Source organism: Microbacterium sp. HJ5, assembly GCF_054824025.1.
The window spans coordinates 1-15,628 of record NZ_JSYE01000009.1 but is presented as its reverse complement, the minus strand read 5'-3'; the positions used below and the strand labels follow the sequence as shown (position 1 = coordinate 15,628).

Annotated in this window: 14 protein-coding genes; 12 read left to right on the top strand and 2 right to left on the bottom strand. The window is 71.9% G+C overall.

Features of this window, described 5'->3' with window-relative positions; all coding sequences use genetic code 11:
* Positions 1-5: 5 nt before the first annotated feature.
* Positions 6-1,583 (bottom strand): MFS transporter, encoded by a 1,578-nt coding sequence (locus OB08_RS03840; protein ID WP_461472290.1) that lies wholly within the window; start codon positions 1,581-1,583, stop codon positions 6-8.
* 169 nt (positions 1,584-1,752) lie between these two features.
* On the opposite strand from OB08_RS03840, the gene OB08_RS03835 reads away from it, so the two are divergent.
* On the top strand, positions 1,753-3,117 hold the full coding sequence (locus OB08_RS03835) for an MFS transporter (protein ID WP_461472288.1): 1,365 nt from the start codon (positions 1,753-1,755) through the stop codon (positions 3,115-3,117).
* A 15-nt stretch (positions 3,118-3,132) separates the two neighbouring features.
* Here OB08_RS03835 and OB08_RS03830 read toward each other — a convergent pair whose 3' ends face one another.
* Positions 3,133-3,681 (bottom strand): MarR family winged helix-turn-helix transcriptional regulator, encoded by a 549-nt coding sequence (locus tag OB08_RS03830; protein WP_461472286.1) that lies wholly within the window; start codon positions 3,679-3,681, stop codon positions 3,133-3,135.
* Between the two features lie 116 nt (positions 3,682-3,797).
* On the opposite strand from OB08_RS03830, the gene OB08_RS03825 reads away from it, so the two are divergent.
* From OB08_RS03825 to OB08_RS03775, 11 genes are all read left to right on the top strand, one after another.
* Positions 3,798-4,694: a hypothetical protein gene (locus tag OB08_RS03825; RefSeq protein WP_461472284.1), complete on the top strand. Its 897-nt coding sequence runs from the start codon at positions 3,798-3,800 to the stop codon at positions 4,692-4,694.
* Positions 4,695-4,845: 151 nt separating this feature from the next.
* Entirely contained in the window at positions 4,846-5,538 is a 693-nt protein-coding gene (locus OB08_RS03820) for a sirohydrochlorin chelatase (RefSeq protein ID WP_461472282.1), read from the top strand.
* Between the two features lie 171 nt (positions 5,539-5,709).
* Positions 5,710-7,455, top strand: coding sequence for a nitrite/sulfite reductase (locus OB08_RS03815; protein ID WP_461472280.1), 1,746 nt, complete (start codon positions 5,710-5,712; stop codon positions 7,453-7,455).
* Positions 7,452-8,195 (top strand): phosphoadenylyl-sulfate reductase, encoded by a 744-nt coding sequence (locus OB08_RS03810; protein WP_461472278.1) that lies wholly within the window; start codon positions 7,452-7,454, stop codon positions 8,193-8,195. Before OB08_RS03815 ends, OB08_RS03810 begins: the two co-directional genes overlap by 4 nt.
* Positions 8,192-9,142: a sulfate adenylyltransferase subunit CysD gene (cysD, locus tag OB08_RS03805; RefSeq protein ID WP_461472276.1), complete on the top strand. Its 951-nt coding sequence runs from the start codon at positions 8,192-8,194 to the stop codon at positions 9,140-9,142. Before OB08_RS03810 ends, cysD begins: the two co-directional genes overlap by 4 nt.
* Entirely contained in the window at positions 9,142-10,455 is a 1,314-nt protein-coding gene (locus tag OB08_RS03800) for a sulfate adenylyltransferase subunit 1 (RefSeq protein WP_461472274.1), read from the top strand. The genes cysD and OB08_RS03800 overlap by 1 nt, the downstream gene beginning before the upstream one ends.
* 46 nt (positions 10,456-10,501) lie before the next feature.
* The gene (locus OB08_RS03795) at positions 10,502-11,569 is read left to right on the top strand and encodes an ABC transporter substrate-binding protein (protein WP_461472272.1); all 1,068 of its coding nucleotides are present in this window, start codon (positions 10,502-10,504) and stop codon (positions 11,567-11,569) included.
* Between the two features lie 143 nt (positions 11,570-11,712).
* The gene (locus OB08_RS03790) at positions 11,713-12,438 is read left to right on the top strand and encodes an ABC transporter ATP-binding protein (protein ID WP_461472527.1); all 726 of its coding nucleotides are present in this window, start codon (positions 11,713-11,715) and stop codon (positions 12,436-12,438) included.
* Positions 12,428-13,354 carry an ABC transporter permease gene (locus tag OB08_RS03785; protein WP_461472270.1) on the top strand — a complete coding sequence of 309 codons (927 nt, stop codon included), beginning with the start codon at positions 12,428-12,430 and terminating at the stop codon, positions 13,352-13,354. Before OB08_RS03790 ends, OB08_RS03785 begins: the two co-directional genes overlap by 11 nt.
* The gene (gene cobA, locus OB08_RS03780; RefSeq protein WP_461472268.1) at positions 13,351-14,184 is read left to right on the top strand and encodes a uroporphyrinogen-III C-methyltransferase; all 834 of its coding nucleotides are present in this window, start codon (positions 13,351-13,353) and stop codon (positions 14,182-14,184) included. The genes OB08_RS03785 and cobA overlap by 4 nt, the downstream gene beginning before the upstream one ends.
* On the top strand, positions 14,181-15,581 hold the full coding sequence (locus OB08_RS03775; protein ID WP_461472266.1) for an FAD-dependent oxidoreductase: 1,401 nt from the start codon (positions 14,181-14,183) through the stop codon (positions 15,579-15,581). The genes cobA and OB08_RS03775 overlap by 4 nt, the downstream gene beginning before the upstream one ends.
* Positions 15,582-15,628 lie beyond the last annotated feature (47 nt).

The following is a 15,628-nucleotide window of genomic DNA, read 5'->3' as shown; positions in this document are numbered from 1 at the left end:
CGCCCTTACCCCAGCAGCGTCTCCGCCGACGACGCCTTCGGGTCGGGCAGGCGACGCATTCGGAACGCGTTGAGCACGCCGAGCCCGGCGGCGAGGATCGGGATGAGGAGCGCCACCTGGAGCGCGATGTGGCGCGCCTCGGTGTTGATGCGCAGGACCTCGGCCGCGGCATCCGGCGGCTCATCGGCGAGAAGCTCGGCGAGACCGGTGTTCGACATGAGCTGGGCGTCTTCCTCGAGCACGGTCGAGACCTGCTCCTTCTGCTGCGCGTCGAGCACGGCGCTCGAATCGGCGAGCGCTGTGAAGGATGCCGCGAGCGTGGCGAGCATGATGGCGCCGGCGAACGCGAGACCGAACGACAGCCCGAACGACCCCGCGGCGGAGTTGACGCCGGCCGCCTCGCTCACGCGCTCGTCGGAGATCGGCGACAGCGTGTAGTTGTTGAGCTGCGAGACGAGCAGGCCGAGGCCGGCGCCGGCGACGATGAGCGGGACCACCAGGTACCAGCCCGAGTCGGCGACGGGCACGAGCGGGACGATCGCGATCAGGCCGACGAGGGCGAGGGCGAACCCGGCGAGGATGAGGTTCGCGGGGCGCCCCCTGCCGCGACGGCCCGCGACGATCGCCACGGCGAACATGCTGAGCGACAGCGGGGCGATCGAGAGCCCCGCCTGCAACGCGTTGTACTCGAGCACCATCTGCAGATACAGCGGCAGCACGATCATCGTGCCGCCGAGGGCGATCTGCTGCAGCAGCTGCCCGCTGACACCGGTGCGGAACGGCTTCGACGAGAAGAGCGCCGGGTCGAGCAGCACCGGCTTGCCGCGCTTCTTGCGCGAGTTCAGCCACCAGGCCAGGCCGCCGAGCGCCACGGCGCCAAGGCCGATGATCAGCCCGACGTAGCCGCCGCCCTCCTGCCACACCAGGATGCCGAGCACTACACCGCCCATGCCGATCACCGACAGGCCCGCGCCGACCAGGTCGATCGAACGGTCGCCCGTGTACTTGACGTCCTTGACGAGGCCGACGCCGAGGAGCACGACGGCGATGATGACGGCCTCGAGGGCGAATGCGACCCGGTACGACCACAGCGTCGTGATGAGCCCGCCGAGCAGCGGGCCGACGGCGGCCGCGATCGCCGCCGACGCGCCGACCAGGGCGTAGACCCGCTTCTGGTGGGCTCCGGCGAAGTTGCCGTGGATGAGCGACTGCATCGACGGCAGGAGGAGGGATGCCCCGATCCCGCCGATCACCGCCCAGAAGATGATGACCGCGGTGAGGCTCTGCGCGAAGGTCATGGCGACGGCGCCCACCGCGTAGCCGACCAGCCCGAGGACGTACGCGAGCTTGCGTCCGATGAGGTCGCCGGTCTTGCCCCCGATGAGGATGAACGCGGCCGAGACCAGCGCCTCGAGCGCGATCGCCCCCTGCACGCCGCTGGCCGTCGTTCCGAGCTCGTTCACCACCGCCGAGATGGAGACGTTCATGATCGACGTGTCGACCACGAGCACGAACATCGCCATCGCGAGCAGGATCGCGAGGCGGCCGTTGAACGGCGCGGCGGGCGAGGGCACGTCCGACATGAGCGAAGCAAACCACACCGGGGGCGAGGCATCCATCCCTCTCTCGACGGATCACCCGGGTGAAGATTGCGCGCACTCGCGCGGCCGGTACTCTTGCCTGGCGTCGCGATGAGGCGACGCGCCCGCCGGCGCCATCCGCCGTTCACCGAAGGGCCATAGCGTGACGGACATGAGCGCGACCGAACCTCCCGCCTCCCCTCAGCCCGAGCCCCGCTTCTCGACGGCGGCGGTCGCCGCGACGGCGCACACGACGGAGGCTCCCGCCCGGACGAGCCGCAAGGCCGTGCTCGCGTGGGGGCTGTGGGACTGGGGCTCGGCGGCCTTCAACGCGGTCGTGACCACGTTCGTCTTCACGGTCTACCTCACGAGCGAGAGCTTCGGCTCGGCAGGTGTGGTCGAGGCACAGCTCGGTTGGGCACTCGCCGGCGCCGGGCTGCTGATCGCGGTGCTGGCGCCCGTCACCGGCCAGCGCTCCGACACCTCCGGTCGCCGCAAGCTGTGGCTCGCGGTCAACACCTACATCGTCGTGGCGCTCACCGCGGCGATGGTGTTCGTGGCGCCCGAGCCGTCCTACCTCTGGCTGGGACTCTTCCTCGTGGCCGCGGGCAACATCTTCTTCGAGTTCGCGGGCGTCAACTACAACGCGATGCTGTCGCAGGTCTCGACACCTCGATCGATCGGCCGCGTGAGCGGCTTCGGGTGGGGCATGGGATACGTCGGCGGCATCGTGCTGCTGCTGATCGTCTACTTCGGGTTCATCCAGGGGCTCTTCGGGGTGCCGCAGGGCGACGGCTGGCCCGTGCGCATCGCGATGGTGGTCTCGGCGCTGTGGTTCGGCCTCTTCGCGCTCCCCGTCCTCTTCGCCGTCCCCGAATACCGGGGCGTCGGCGCCAAGCGCGACAAGATCGGCTTCTTCGCTTCGTACGCACGGCTCGGGCGCGACATCCGGCGCCTGTGGCGCGAGAGCCGACACACCGTGTGGTTCCTGCTCGCCAGCGCGGTCTTCCGCGACGGACTCGCCGGCGTCTTCACCTTCGGCGGGGTGCTCGCCGCCTCGGTCTTCGGCTTCTCCGCCGGCGAAGTGATCATCTTCGCGATCGCTGCCAACGTGGTCGCCGGCGTCTCGACGATCGCCGTCGGCGCGCTCGACGACAGGCTCGGCGCCAAGCCCGTCATCGTCAGCGCACTGATCGGGCTGGTCATCTCCGGGCTGCTCGTGTTCTTCCTCCACGACGGCGGCCAGATCGTCTTCTGGACGGCAGGCCTCGCGCTGTGCCTCTTCGTCGGACCCGCGCAGTCGGCGTCGCGGACATTCCTCGCCCGCATCATCCCGCCGGGCCGCGAGGGCGAGGTGTTCGGCCTGTATGCGACGACCGGTCGCGCGGTCTCGTTCCTGGCGCCCACGATGTTCGCGCTGTTCGTCGGGCTCTCGGGCGAGGCCTATTACGGCATCCTCGGGATCGTGCTCGTGCTTGTCCTCGGCCTCATCCTGCTGCTTCCGGTGCGGGCCAGCCAGCCTCAGCTGACGGACTGACCCCGGCTCCGCGCCTCACCGGGGCCAGGCGTCGGCGAGCTTCGTCAGCAGCCGCGCGAGCTCGGCGCGCTCGTCGTCGGTGAAGCCGGCCAGCGCGGTGTCGACCGCCTCGCGCCGTTCGCCGCGGAACCCGCGGACGAGGGCGGTGCCGGCATCCGTCAGCGCCACCCTGGTACGCCGCGCGTCGTCAGGGTCCGCTTCGCGGCGCACGAGCCCCAGCTGAGCCGCCTGCTGCACGAGTCGCGACGCACGCGGCTGATCGACGCCGACCGCATCCGCGATCTCGCCCACGGACAGCGGGTGGGATGCTGCAGCCAGGGCCTCGAGCAGGCGCATGCGTGCCGGGCCGCCCATGCGACCGGATGCGGCCCATGGCGGACCGCCGTGGCCGAAGTGCGGACCGCCGCGCCCCCACGGTCCGTCTCCGTGGCCGTGCGGACCCGGGTGCGGGGAATGGGGATGCGGGCCCCCGCCCTCCCAGGGAGGGCGGGGCGGGCGCCGCCCTCGGAGCCGGACGAGTGCGGCGGCGATGGCCTCGGCGGGCTCGGCGGAATCCTTTGGCATGCGTCCAATTTACATGCGACTTGACATACATCCGGAACGCATGTCATGCTACATATACATGCACTTCGACATGTAATCGGGCGGCCGACCCGCTGCCCCCGACCAAAGGACTTCACATGAACGACGACGAGAACATCGACTTCGACGGCAACGACGACACGACGGGCGCCCCCACCGAAGGCCTGCCGCTGGGTTACTGGCTCCGCGCCGTGGACGCGCTCCTGACCGAGGAGTTCGCCGCGGCCTTCCGCGACGAGGGCGTGACGCGCCGCGACTGGATGCTGCTGAACACGCTGGCCGGCGCCCCCTCCGCCGGAACCCCCGGAGGCCCCGCACCGAAGGGGAAGCGCCTGCGGCGCCTGGAGGACCTCGGCTGGGCCGAGGAGCAGGGCGACGGCACATGGACCCTCACCGACGCCGGACGCGAGGCCCACGTGCGCCTCGGCGAGACCGTCGCGGGCATCCGCTCCCGGGTCTCCGGCGCCGTCTCCGACGACGACTTCGCCATCACGATGACCTCTCTCGAGGCGATCGCGCGCGAGCTCGGGTGGGACGAGAGCACGCCGCGGAGCGGGCGCGGGTGGAGGCGCCGCTTCGGCGGACCGCCCGCCTTCGGCCCGGACGCCCGCTTCGGGTTCGGCCCGCGCTTCGGACCGCGCGCCGGCTTCGGCTTCGGTCCGAGACACGGCATGTCGCGGGGTGAGGCCTGGGCGTACGGACGCGACGAGGACGACTGCCGCCACGGCTTCGACGGGCATCACGGCCACCGCGGGCACCCGGGCCACGCCGGGCACGGCGAGCGGCACCCCCGCGAGGGTCGCGGGCACCACGGCGACCACGGCCAGGGCCACCACGGCCTCGGGCACCACGGCGAGGGCCACGGCCCCCACGGCGACCACCGACACGGCAGCCACCACGGCCACCCGCGTCACGGCGGCCAGGGCCGGCAGCGCGCGTACGAGCGCGGCTTCGACGCCGGCTACCGGCGCGGTCGCGAGGCCGGCGCCGCCTGACCCGTCCCTCCGTCGAAGCGCCGGGAGATTCTGCGCCCCGACGGCGTCACACGACGCCCTCGGTCCGGAATCTCCCGCCGCTTCGACACATCCGGGCCCCGTCGTCCGCGACGTAACACGCCCGCCACACGACGGGAGCACAATGGACGCGATGACCACGCCCGCGCTCCTCGCGATCTCCCACGGCACCGCCTCGCCTGCCGGACAGTCCGCGGTCGCCGCGCTCGTCGACGCGGTCGCCGCACGTCTGCCCGACGTCACCGTCAGGCTCGGGCACGTCGACGTGCAGCAGCCCGATGTCGCGGCCTCCCTCGACGCTCTTCCGGACGGGCAGCCGGTCGTCATCGTCCCCCTCCTGCTGTCGGCCGGGTACCACGTGCGCGTCGACCTGAAGAAGCAGACCGCCGGCCGCGAGGGCGTCACGATCGCCGCCGCCCTGGGCCCCGATCCGCGCCTCGTCGATGCGATGGTCGAACGCCTCTCGCCGCTCGACCTCCAGCCGGGCGAGCCGCTCGTGATCGCGGTGGCCGGGTCGAGCGACGAACGCGCCAACGACGACTGCCGCGTGATCGCCGGCATGCTCGCCGACCGCCTGTCGCGCGAGGTGGCGGTCGGATTCCTCGCCGCCGCCGATCCCCGCGTCGGAGCCGCGGTCGCCGCCGCGCGGTCAGAGGGAGCGGCGCGGGTGGTCGTCGCGAACTACCTTCTGGCGCCGGGCTACTTCCACGACCTCGCCGTCCGGCTGGCCGACGGCTCGCCCGTGGCGCGTCCGCTGCTCGACGACGACGCTCCCGCGGCATCCCTCGTCGACATCGTCGTCGACCGGTATCGCGCCGCGCTCTGATTTCTGCACCCGGCCCGCAAACCTGCCGCGCCGCAACCTGTGTGACGCCCCGTTACGCACGGTGACGGCGCTTGACGCGCGCCTAGGTCCCCCGTCGCGCCGCTCCTAATCTCGCGGCATGGGCTCGATAGAGTCCGCCCCGGAGACGTCCGGGGTCACCCGGAGGCCACCGTGACCATCAGCGACACCGACACCCGCGCCGCGGCGCCGCGTCCCGAGCGCAGCGCCGGCGCCACCGCGCGCCCGCCGCGGCCCTCGTCCAAGCCCAACGGGCAGTGGAAGATCGACGGCACCGCGCCGCTCAACGGCAACGAGGAGTGGAAGCAGGTCGACAACGGCCTCGCCGTGCGTGAGCGCATCGAGAAGATCTACTCCAAGGGCGGCTTCTCGAGCATCGACCCGACCGATCTGCACGGGCGCTTCCGCGTGTGGGGTCTCTACACGCAGCGCAAGCCCGGCATCGACGGCGGCCGCACCGCGACGCTCGAGCCGCACGAGCTCGAGGACGCCTACTTCATGCTGCGCGTGCGCATCGACGGCGGGCAGCTCACCACCGAGCAGCTGCGTGTCGTCGCCGGGATCTCGCACGAGTTCGGCCGCGACACCGCCGACCTGACCGACCGGCAGAACATCCAGCTGCACTGGGTCGAGGTCGAGTCGATGCCGGAGATCTGGCGCCGCCTCGAAGCCGTCGGCCTCGGCACGACCGAGGCGTGCGGCGACGTGCCGCGCGTCGTGCTCGGTTCGCCCGTCGCGGGCATCGCCGCCGACGAGCTCATCGACCCGACACCGCAGATCGACGAGATCACGTCGCGCTTCATCGGCGACCCGACGCTCGCCAATCTGCCCCGCAAGTTCAAGTCGGCGATCACCGGCCACCCGAGCCAGGACGTCGTGCACGAGATCAACGACGTCGCGTTCGTGGCGGTGGAGCACCCCGAGCTGGGAGTCGGCTACGACCTGTGGGTCGGCGGCGGCCTGTCGACGACCCCGCGTCTGGCTGAGCGCCTGGGTGTCTTCGTGTCGCCCGATCGGGTGTCGGATGCCTGGCACGGCGTCGCCCAGATCTTCCGCGACTACGGCTACCGGCGCCTGCGCAACAAGGCGCGCCTCAAGTTCCTGCTCGCGGAGTGGGGCGCCGAGAAGTTCCGACAGGTGCTGCAGGACGAGTACCTGGGCTACGCGCTCCCGGACGGCCCGGCGGCGCCGAAGCCGCTCGCCCACGGCGACCACGTCGGCGTGCACCGGCAGAAGGACGGCCGCTTCTATGTCGGCGTGACGCCGATCGTCGGGCGCGTGTCGGGTCCGACGCTCGCGAAGCTCGCCGATCTCGTCGAGGCGCACGGGTCGACCCGCCTGCGCACGACGCCCCACCAGAAGCTGGTGATCCTCGACATCCCCGAGGACCGCGTCGAGTCGCTCGTCGCGGGGCTCGACGAGCTCGGCCTCTCGGCCCGACCGAGCCTCATCCGCCGCGGCACGATCGCGTGCACCGGCATCGAGTTCTGCAAGCTCGCGATCGTGGAGACGAAGGCGTACGCGACGGCCGCGGTGCTCGACCTCGAGAAGCGGCTCGAGCAGTTCGACCTGCCGCATCCCATATCGCTCCACGTGAACGGATGCCCCAACTCGTGCGCGCGCATCCAGACGGCCGACATCGGGCTCAAGGGCCAGCTCGTGACTATCGAAGGCGAGCAGGTGCCCGGGTACCAGGTGCACCTGGGCGGCGGCCTGGTGAGCGCCGACCGCGACGAAGCCGGCCTCGGCCGCACCGTGCGCGGCCTCAAGGTCGGTGCCGACGGCATCGCCGACTACGTCGACCGCGTCGTGCGCCGCTTCCTGACGGACCGGGATGCCGCCACCGACGAGACCTTCGCGCAGTGGGCGCACCGGGCCGACGAGGAGGCCCTGCAGTGAGTGTCTCCCTCGCACCCCGTGTCGCGGTCAAGCGCTCGGCCGACGAGCTGCGCGCCCTCGCCGAGCGCGGAAACCTCGAGCTCGCCAGCCTGACCGGGCACGAGGCATCCGCCGCAGAAGTCGTCGCGTGGGTGGCCCGCAACTTCTCCATGACGGCCACTGCCGTCGCGTGCTCGATGGCCGACGCCGCCCTGCCCCACCTCGTCGCCGAGCAGCTCCCCGGCGTGGACGTGCTGTTCCTCGACACCGGCTACCACTTCACCGAGACGTATGCGACGCGCGACGAGGTGCAGCGCGCGCTCGACGTGCGGATCGTCGACATCACGCCCGACCAGACCGTCGCCGAGCAGGACGCCGAGTTCGGCGCGAAGCTGTTCGAGCGCGACGCGAGCCTGTGCTGCGCACGACGGAAGGTGGCGCCCCTTCAGGACGCGCTCGGCGGGTACGAGGTGTGGTTCACCGGGGTGCGCCGCGAAGAGGCGCCGACCCGTACGAACACGCCCCTCGTGACGTGGGACGAGCGCAACGGCCTCGTCAAGGTGAACCCGGTCGCCGCGTGGAGCTTCGACGACGTGCTCGAGTACGCCGCCGACCGCAAGGCGCCCGTGAACCTGCTGGTCGGGTTCGGCTACCCCTCGATCGGCTGCGAGCCGTGCACGAAGCCGGTCGCGGCCGGCGAAGACCCCCGGTCCGGCCGCTGGTCCGGCTCGGCCAAGACGGAATGCGGGCTCCACGAATGACCCTCGATCTCGATACGCCTCGTTCCTCGGCTACTCGATCGGCGGCAGAGGGCACCGCCCTGTCGACGCTCGACCTGCTCGAGGCCGAGGCGATCCACGTGATCCGCGAGGTCGTGGCGGAGTTCGAGCGCCCCGTGCTGCTGTTCTCAGGCGGCAAGGACTCCGTCGTCGTGCTGCACCTCGCGACGAAGGCCTTCGCGCCCGGCAAGGTGCCCTTCCCGGTGCTGCACGTCGACACCGGCCACAACTTCCCCGAGGTGCTGGCCTTCCGTGACGCGACCGTCGAGCGCCTCGGCATCCGCCTCGAGGTCGCGCGGGTCCAGGACTACATCGACGACGGACGTCTGCACGAACGGGCCGACGGCACGCGCAACCCGCTGCAGACGCTGCCCCTTCTCGACGCGATCGCCGCCGGCCGCCACGACGCGGTCTTCGGCGGCGCGCGCCGAGACGAGGACAAGGCCCGCGCCAAGGAGCGCATCATCTCGCTCCGCGACGAGTTCGGGCAGTGGGATCCGCGCAACCAGCGTCCCGAGCTGTGGAGCCTCTACAACGGCCGCCACACGCCGGGCCAGCACGTGCGCGCGTTCCCGATCTCGAACTGGACCGAGCTCGACGTCTGGCGCTACATCGAGCGCGAGGGCATCGCTCTTCCGCCGCTGTACTTCGCGCACGAGCGCGAGGTGTATGCCCGCGACGGCATGTGGCGCCCTGTCGGCCCGTTCTCGCCGCCGCGCGGGGACGAGACGGTCGAGGTGCGCACGGTCCGCTACCGCACGGTGGGCGACATGAGCTGCACCGGGGCGGTGGAATCGGATGCCTCGTCCCTCGCCGCGATCGTCGCCGAGGTCGCCGTCTCGACCCTCACCGAGCGCGGCGCCACGCGCGCCGACGATCGGCTGAGCGAAGCCGCCATGGAGGACCGCAAGAAGGACGGGTACTTCTGATGAGCACGACGCTCACCACCCAGACGACGCTGTTCCGGTTCGCGACGGCGGGATCCGTCGACGACGGCAAGTCGACGCTCGTGGGGCGTCTGCTCCACGACTCGAAGGCGATCCTCGCCGACCAGCTCGAGCAGGTCGCCCGAACGAGCGCCGACCGCGGGTTCGCGCACGGCGAGTTCGACTTCGCCCTGCTCACCGACGGCCTGCGCGCCGAGCGCGAGCAGGGCATCACGATCGACGTCGCCTACCGCTACTTCTCGACCGGCACGCGGTCGTTCATTCTCGCGGACTGCCCCGGTCACGTGCAGTACACGCGCAACATGGTCACCGGCGCCACGACGGCCGACGCGGTGGTCGTGCTCGTCGACGGCCGCAAGGGCGTGCTCGAGCAGACCCGCCGGCACCTCGCGGTGGTCGCGCTGCTGCGCGTACCGCACGTCATCGTGGCGGTGAACAAGATCGACCTCGTCGGGTTCTCGCAGGAGACCTTCGCGGGTGTCGCGGCCCAGGCCGAGGCGGTCGCGACCGAGCTGGGGATCGACGACCTGCACGTGCTGCCGGTGTCGGCGCTCGAAGGCGACAACATCGTCGAGCGCTCTGAGCGCACGCCCTGGTACGAGGGTCCGGCGCTCCTCGAGCTGCTCGAGACGCTGCCGGCGGCCGACGAGGCCGAGGACCTCGAGCCGCTGCGCGTACCCGTGCAGCTGGTTGTCCGTCCGCAGGGCGGACTGTCGCCCGAGCTCGCGTCCGACGCTGCCGAGGCCGAGCGCCTGCGCGATTACCGCGCCGTCGCCGGACGCATCTCGTCGGGCACGGTGCGCGTGGGCGACCGGGTGCAGATCTTCCCGTCCGGCATCGCGACGTCGGTCACCGGCATCCGCTCGGCCGGCGCGCCCGTCGAGGAGGCCGCCGCTCCGCAGTCGGTGTCGCTCGAGTTCGCCGACGACCTCGACACCGCGCGCGGCGCCGTCATCGTCGCCGAGGGCACGCTGCCCGCGGGACGTCGCGAGATCGACGCCGAGCTCTTCCAGCTCGACGCCCGGCCGCTGACCCCGGGCGGACGCGTGCTCGTCAAGCACGGCACCGCCACGGTGCAGGCGATCGTCGCCCAGATCGAGTCGCGCTACGACCTCGACGCCCTCACGCACGAGCCGGCGCAGATCCTCGAGACCAACGACATCGGCCGAGTGCGTCTGCGCCTGGCCGCCGACCTTCCGCTCGAGCCGTACGGCACGAGCCGCCACGGGGGTTCGTTCCTCGTGATCCATCCGTCCGACGGCGCGACTCTCGCCGCCGGCATCGCGCGCGACTGACGCGCACCCATCCACCGAAGCACCACCGACTGAAGGAGGCGACACCGTGAACAACATCCGCACCGCGACCGCGATCACAACCCTGGGACTCGTGGCGGTGATGATGGCGGGCTGCGCCTCCGCCGGCGCCAGCACACCGGAGGTCGAGGACGTGACCGAGCTGCGCCTCGGCTACTTCGCGAATGTGACCCACGCTCCGGCGCTCGTCGGGCTCGAGGAGGGGCTCTTCGAGGAGTCGCTCGGCGACGTCGACGTGACCACCTCGGTCTTCAACGCCGGGCCGGCCGCCATCGAGGCTCTCACGGCCGGCGCGATCGACGCGACCTACATCGGGCCGAACCCGTCGATCAACACGTTCATCCAGTCGGGCGGCGAGTCGGCGAGGATCATCGCCGGCGCCGCGACCGGCGGCGCAGCGCTCGTCGTCGCGCCCGGCATCGACAGCCCGGAGAACCTCGCGGGAACCACCCTCGCCTCGCCGCAGCTGGGCAACACGCAGGACGTCGCGCTGCGCGTGTGGCTCGCCGACCAGGGCTACGAGACCGACACGTCGGGCGGCGGAGACGTCGCGGTCACTCCGACCGAGAACGCCCAGACGCTCACGCTCTTCCAGGAGGGGGAGCTCGACGGCGCGTGGCTGCCGGAGCCGTGGGTCTCGCGCCTCGTGATCGACGAGGGCGCGGAGGTGCTGGTCGACGAGGCGGACCTGTGGCCCGACGGGGAGTTCCCCACCACCGTGCTGCTCGTGCGTGCGGAGTTCCTCGAGGATCACCCCGACGTCGTCGAGGACCTGCTCGAGGGGCACCTCGCGGCGGTCCAGTGGATCGCCGACAACCCCGACGAGGCGCCCGCGGTGATCAATGGCGCGATCGAGGCGGAGACGGGCAAGCCGCTCTCCGACGAGGTGATCCAGCGCGCGCTCGAGCACGTGACGTTCTCGGCCGACCCGCACGCGGACACGTTCGAGACGCTGGTCGCGAACGGGCTCGAGGCGGGCACGCAGAAGGAGGGCTCGATCGAGGGCCTGTTCGACCTGCGTCTGCTGAACGGCCTGCTCGAGGCGTCCGGTGCCGAGACGGTCTCGGCCGCCGGGCTCGGTGAGGACTCGCCGTGACGACCTCCGGCCGCCGAGGTGCCGGTGTCGCGTCGTCGCCCGTCGGCCACGCGGCACCGGGCCGCGGCATCCCGAACCATCTCGGGCCGAGCTTCGACGGCGTCGCACCCGTCGTGCAGCCGGCTGCCGCGCCCGAGCCGGCGGTGCGCATCGAGCACGTCTCGAAGCGGTTCGGCAACGGCCCCGTCGTGCTCGACGACGTGTCGCTCGACATCGCCCCGGGCGAGTTCGTGTGCCTGCTGGGGGCCTCGGGCTGCGGCAAGTCGACCCTGCTCAACCTGATCGCGGGCCTCGACGCCGCGTCCGCGGGCGACATCCGCACGCCGGCGGCCGGCTCGGCGGTCATGTTCCAGGAGTCCGCGCTGATGCCGTGGCTGACCGCCCGACGGAACGTCGAACTGGCGCTGCGGCTGCGCGGCGTGCCGCGCGGCGAGCGCCGAGAGAAGGCCCTCTCCCTGCTCGATGCGGTGAACCTGACGGATGCTGCCGACAAGCGCCCGCACGAGCTGTCGGGCGGCATGCGCCAGCGTGTCGCCCTGGCGCGGGCGCTCGCACAGGACCGGCCCGTGCTCCTCATGGACGAGCCCTTCGCCGCCCTCGACGCGATCACGCGCGACCTCCTCCACGAGGAGCTGGAGCGCGTGTGGCGCGCGACGGGCCGCACCATCGTCTTCGTGACGCACAACGTGCGCGAGGCGGCCCGGCTGGGCCAGCGGGTCGTGCTGATGGGCAGCCGTCCGGGACGCATCGTGCAGGAGTGGACGATCGCGAAGACGCACGGCCGGCGCATCGAGTCCCCAGAGGTGGCGGCACTGTCGGTGGAGATCACCGACCAGCTGCGGAAGGAGATCCGGCGAAATGCCGCTTGAGACCCCCACCGCCCCCGCGCGAAGCGCGAACGAGGGCGCGTCGTCGCAGGGCGATGAGCTGCGCAGCCTCTCCGCGGGCCTCGACCGTCTGCAGACCACCGCCCAGACCGGCCAGAGCCGGTGGCGGCGCATCGCCGCCAGCGTGATCCCTCCCGTCGTGTTCCTCGTCCTGCTGATCGTGGCGTGGCAGCTGTACGTCGTCATCGCCGACCCGCGGCCCGACAAGGTGCCGAGCCCCGTCGACGTGTGGAACGCGCTGGGCCTCGCGTGGGAGACCGGCCGCCTCCAGGAGGCGGTGTGGACGAGCCTCGAGCGCGGCGTCGTCGGCTTCCTCATCGCGATCGTGGTCGGCACCCCGCTCGGGCTGCTGCTCGCCGAGGTGCGGCCGATCCGCCGCGCCGTCGGACCGCTCATCTCGGGCCTGCAGGTGCTGCCCTCCGTCGCGTGGGTTCCTGCCGCGATCATCTGGTTCGGGCTCTCGGACGCGACGGTATACTTCGTGATCCTCATGGGCGCGATCCCCTCGATCGTCAACGGGCTCGTCGCCGGCGTCGACCAGGTGCCCCCGCAGCTGCGCCGCGTCGGCACCGTGCTCGGCGCCTCCCGCTGGCAGCTCGCCACCTCGGTCATCCTGCCCGCCTCGCTGCCGGGCTACGTCGCGGGTCTCAAGCAGGGCTGGGCGTTCTCGTGGCGCTCGCTCATGGCCGCCGAGATCATCGCCACCGGCGGCAGCATCGGCTTCGGCCTCGGCGCGATGCTGCAGCAGTCCCGCGAGCTGGCCGACCTGGCGGGCGTGCTCGCCACGATCATCCTCATCCTCGCGATCGGCATCCTCATCGAGCTGGTCTTCTTCGGCCCGCTCGAGCGCCGGCTGCTCACCCGCCGCGGTCTGCTCATCACGGGGGCGACGCGATGAGCGCGCTCGCGCAGCGCACCGGCAAGGTGTGGCTCGTCGGCGCCGGCCCCGGCGATGCTGGCCTGCTAACGGTGAAAGGGCTCCGGGCCCTCGAGGCCGCTGACGTGATCGTCGCGGACCGCCTCGGCGCCCGCGCGGTGCTCGACGGGCTCGCCGCCGACGGCGTCGTGCTCACCGCCGAGGTCGTCGACGTCGGCAAGCGTCCCGGCCATCACGCCGTGCCCCAGGACGCCATCAACGCGCTCCTGGTGCAGCTCGCCCACGACGGCAAGCGCGTCGTCCGCCTCAAGGGCGGAGACCCGTACGTGTTCGGCCGCGGCGGCGAGGAGCTCGCGTTCTGCCACGAGGCCGGCGTCGAGGTCGAGGTCGTGCCCGGCATCACCAGCGCGATCTCCGTGCCGGCGATCGCCGGGATTCCGCTGACACACCGCGGTGTGGCCACGGCCTTCACCGTCGCGACCGGACACGACCAGATCCGCGACCTCGGCGGCGGCCGCGACCACACCGTCGTCCTGCTGATGGGCGTCGGCACGCTCGCGCACTCCGCCCTCACGCTCGCACGCGGCGAGCGCGGCGCGGACTGCCCTGTCGCGATCGTCGAGGACGGGTACGGCGCGCGCCAGCGCGTGACCGTCGGCACCCTGGCGACGATCGCGCACCAGGCCGCCGAGCGCGGCATCCGCTCCCCCGCCGTCGTCGTCGTCGGCGACGTCGTGCGCCTCAGCCCCTACGCCCCCGTCGAGCTGGCCATCGATGCCCTCGCGGACTTCGACCCCCTCACCCCGCCGGCTTCGCGCGGGGACGCCACCGGAAAGGCCCCCGCCCTGTGACCTCTTCGACCCTCCAGCACCTCCGCGTCGCGATCGTCGGCGCCGGCCCCGCGGGCATCTACGCGGGGAACATCCTCACCCACGCGGTCGTCGAGGCCGGCGGCACGGTCGGCATCGACCTCTTCGAGACGCTGCCGGCGCCCTACGGCCTGATCCGCTACGGCGTCGCGCCCGACCACCCGCGCATCAAGGGGATCGTCAATTCGCTGCACGAGATGCTGGATGCCGGCACCACGCGGTTCATCGGCAACGTCGAGGTCGGCCGCGACATCTCGATCGACGAGCTGAAGGAGCGCTACGACGCGGTGATCCTCGCCACCGGCGCCATCCGCGACGCCGCGCTCGACATCCCCGGCATCGACCTTCCCGGCTCGTACGGCGCCGCCGACTTCGTGGCGTGGTTCGACGGCCACCCCGACGTGCCGACCGCGTGGACTCTGGACCAGCGCGAGGTCGCGGTCATCGGCAACGGCAACGTCGCCCTCGACGTGGCACGGATGCTCGCCAAGCACTCGGTCGACCTGCGCCTGACCGAGATCCCCGACAACGTGCTCGCCGGGCTCGAGTCGTCCGCCGTCACCGACGTGCACGTCTTCGGGCGTCGCGGGCCCGCCGACATCAAGTTCACGCCCATCGAGCTGCGCGAGCTCGGCGAGGTGCCGGACGTCGACATCGTCGTGGACGATGAGGACTTCGCGTATCTCGAGGGCGTGACACCGGCCACCAACCAGCTCAAGGTGATGCTGCGCATCCTCGAGAGCTGGCGCACGCGCGAGGCGACCGGCGCGAGCCGGCGGCTGCACCTGCACTTCTACCACTCGCCCGTCGAGGTGCTCGGCTCCGAGCGCGTCGAAGGCCTCCGCTTCGAGCGCACCGAGCCCGCGGGCGACGGCCGGGTGCGCGGCACCGGCGAGTTCCGTGAGTACCCCGTGCAGCAGGTGTACCGCGCCGTGGGCTACTACGGAACGCCCGTCATCGACGCACCGTTCGACGAGAAGGCCGGCGTGGTCTCGAACGTCGAAGGACGGGTGAAGGATGCCGCCACCACGGGCGACGTCGACGCCCCGGTCGTCACCGGCCTCTACGCCACCGGCTGGATCAAGCGCGGACCGGTGGGCCTGATCGGCCACACCAAGTCCGACGCGATGGAGACGATCGCGCACCTCGTCGCCGACGCCGCGGCCGGACGGCTGTCGGCGCCGACCGTCGAGGGCGACGTGCTCGACGTGCTCGACGAGCGCGAGGTCGCGTACACGACATGGGACGGCTGGCTGGCCCTCGACGCGCACGAGCGCGCGCTGGGCGCCGGCCACGTGCACACCCGCGAGCGCGTCAAGGTCGTGCCGCGAGACGAGCAGGTCGCCATCTCGCGGTCCGGGGCGCTGATCCGCACATGACGTACGTCATCGCGCTGCCGTGTGTGGATGTCAAGGACCGGGCCTGT

Bases quoted from the DNA above. Each gene is read 5' to 3' on its own strand.
- OB08_RS03835 (WP_461472288.1), top strand. From the start codon at position 1,753: ATGAGCGCGACCGAACCTCCCGCCTCCCCTCAGCCCGAGCCCCGCTTC.
- OB08_RS03800 (WP_461472274.1), top strand. From the start codon at position 9,142: ATGAGCACGACGCTCACCACCCAGACGACGCTGTTCCGGTTCGCGACG.
- OB08_RS03825 (WP_461472284.1), top strand. From the start codon at position 3,798: ATGAACGACGACGAGAACATCGACTTCGACGGCAACGACGACACGACG.
- OB08_RS03830 (WP_461472286.1), bottom strand. From the start codon at position 3,681: ATGCCAAAGGATTCCGCCGAGCCCGCCGAGGCCATCGCCGCCGCACTC.
- OB08_RS03820 (WP_461472282.1), top strand. From the start codon at position 4,846: ATGACCACGCCCGCGCTCCTCGCGATCTCCCACGGCACCGCCTCGCCT.
- OB08_RS03840 (WP_461472290.1), bottom strand. From the start codon at position 1,583: ATGTCGGACGTGCCCTCGCCCGCCGCGCCGTTCAACGGCCGCCTCGCG.
- cobA (WP_461472268.1), top strand. From the start codon at position 13,351: ATGAGCGCGCTCGCGCAGCGCACCGGCAAGGTGTGGCTCGTCGGCGCC.
- cysD (WP_461472276.1), top strand. From the start codon at position 8,192: ATGACCCTCGATCTCGATACGCCTCGTTCCTCGGCTACTCGATCGGCG.
- OB08_RS03785 (WP_461472270.1), top strand. From the start codon at position 12,428: ATGCCGCTTGAGACCCCCACCGCCCCCGCGCGAAGCGCGAACGAGGGC.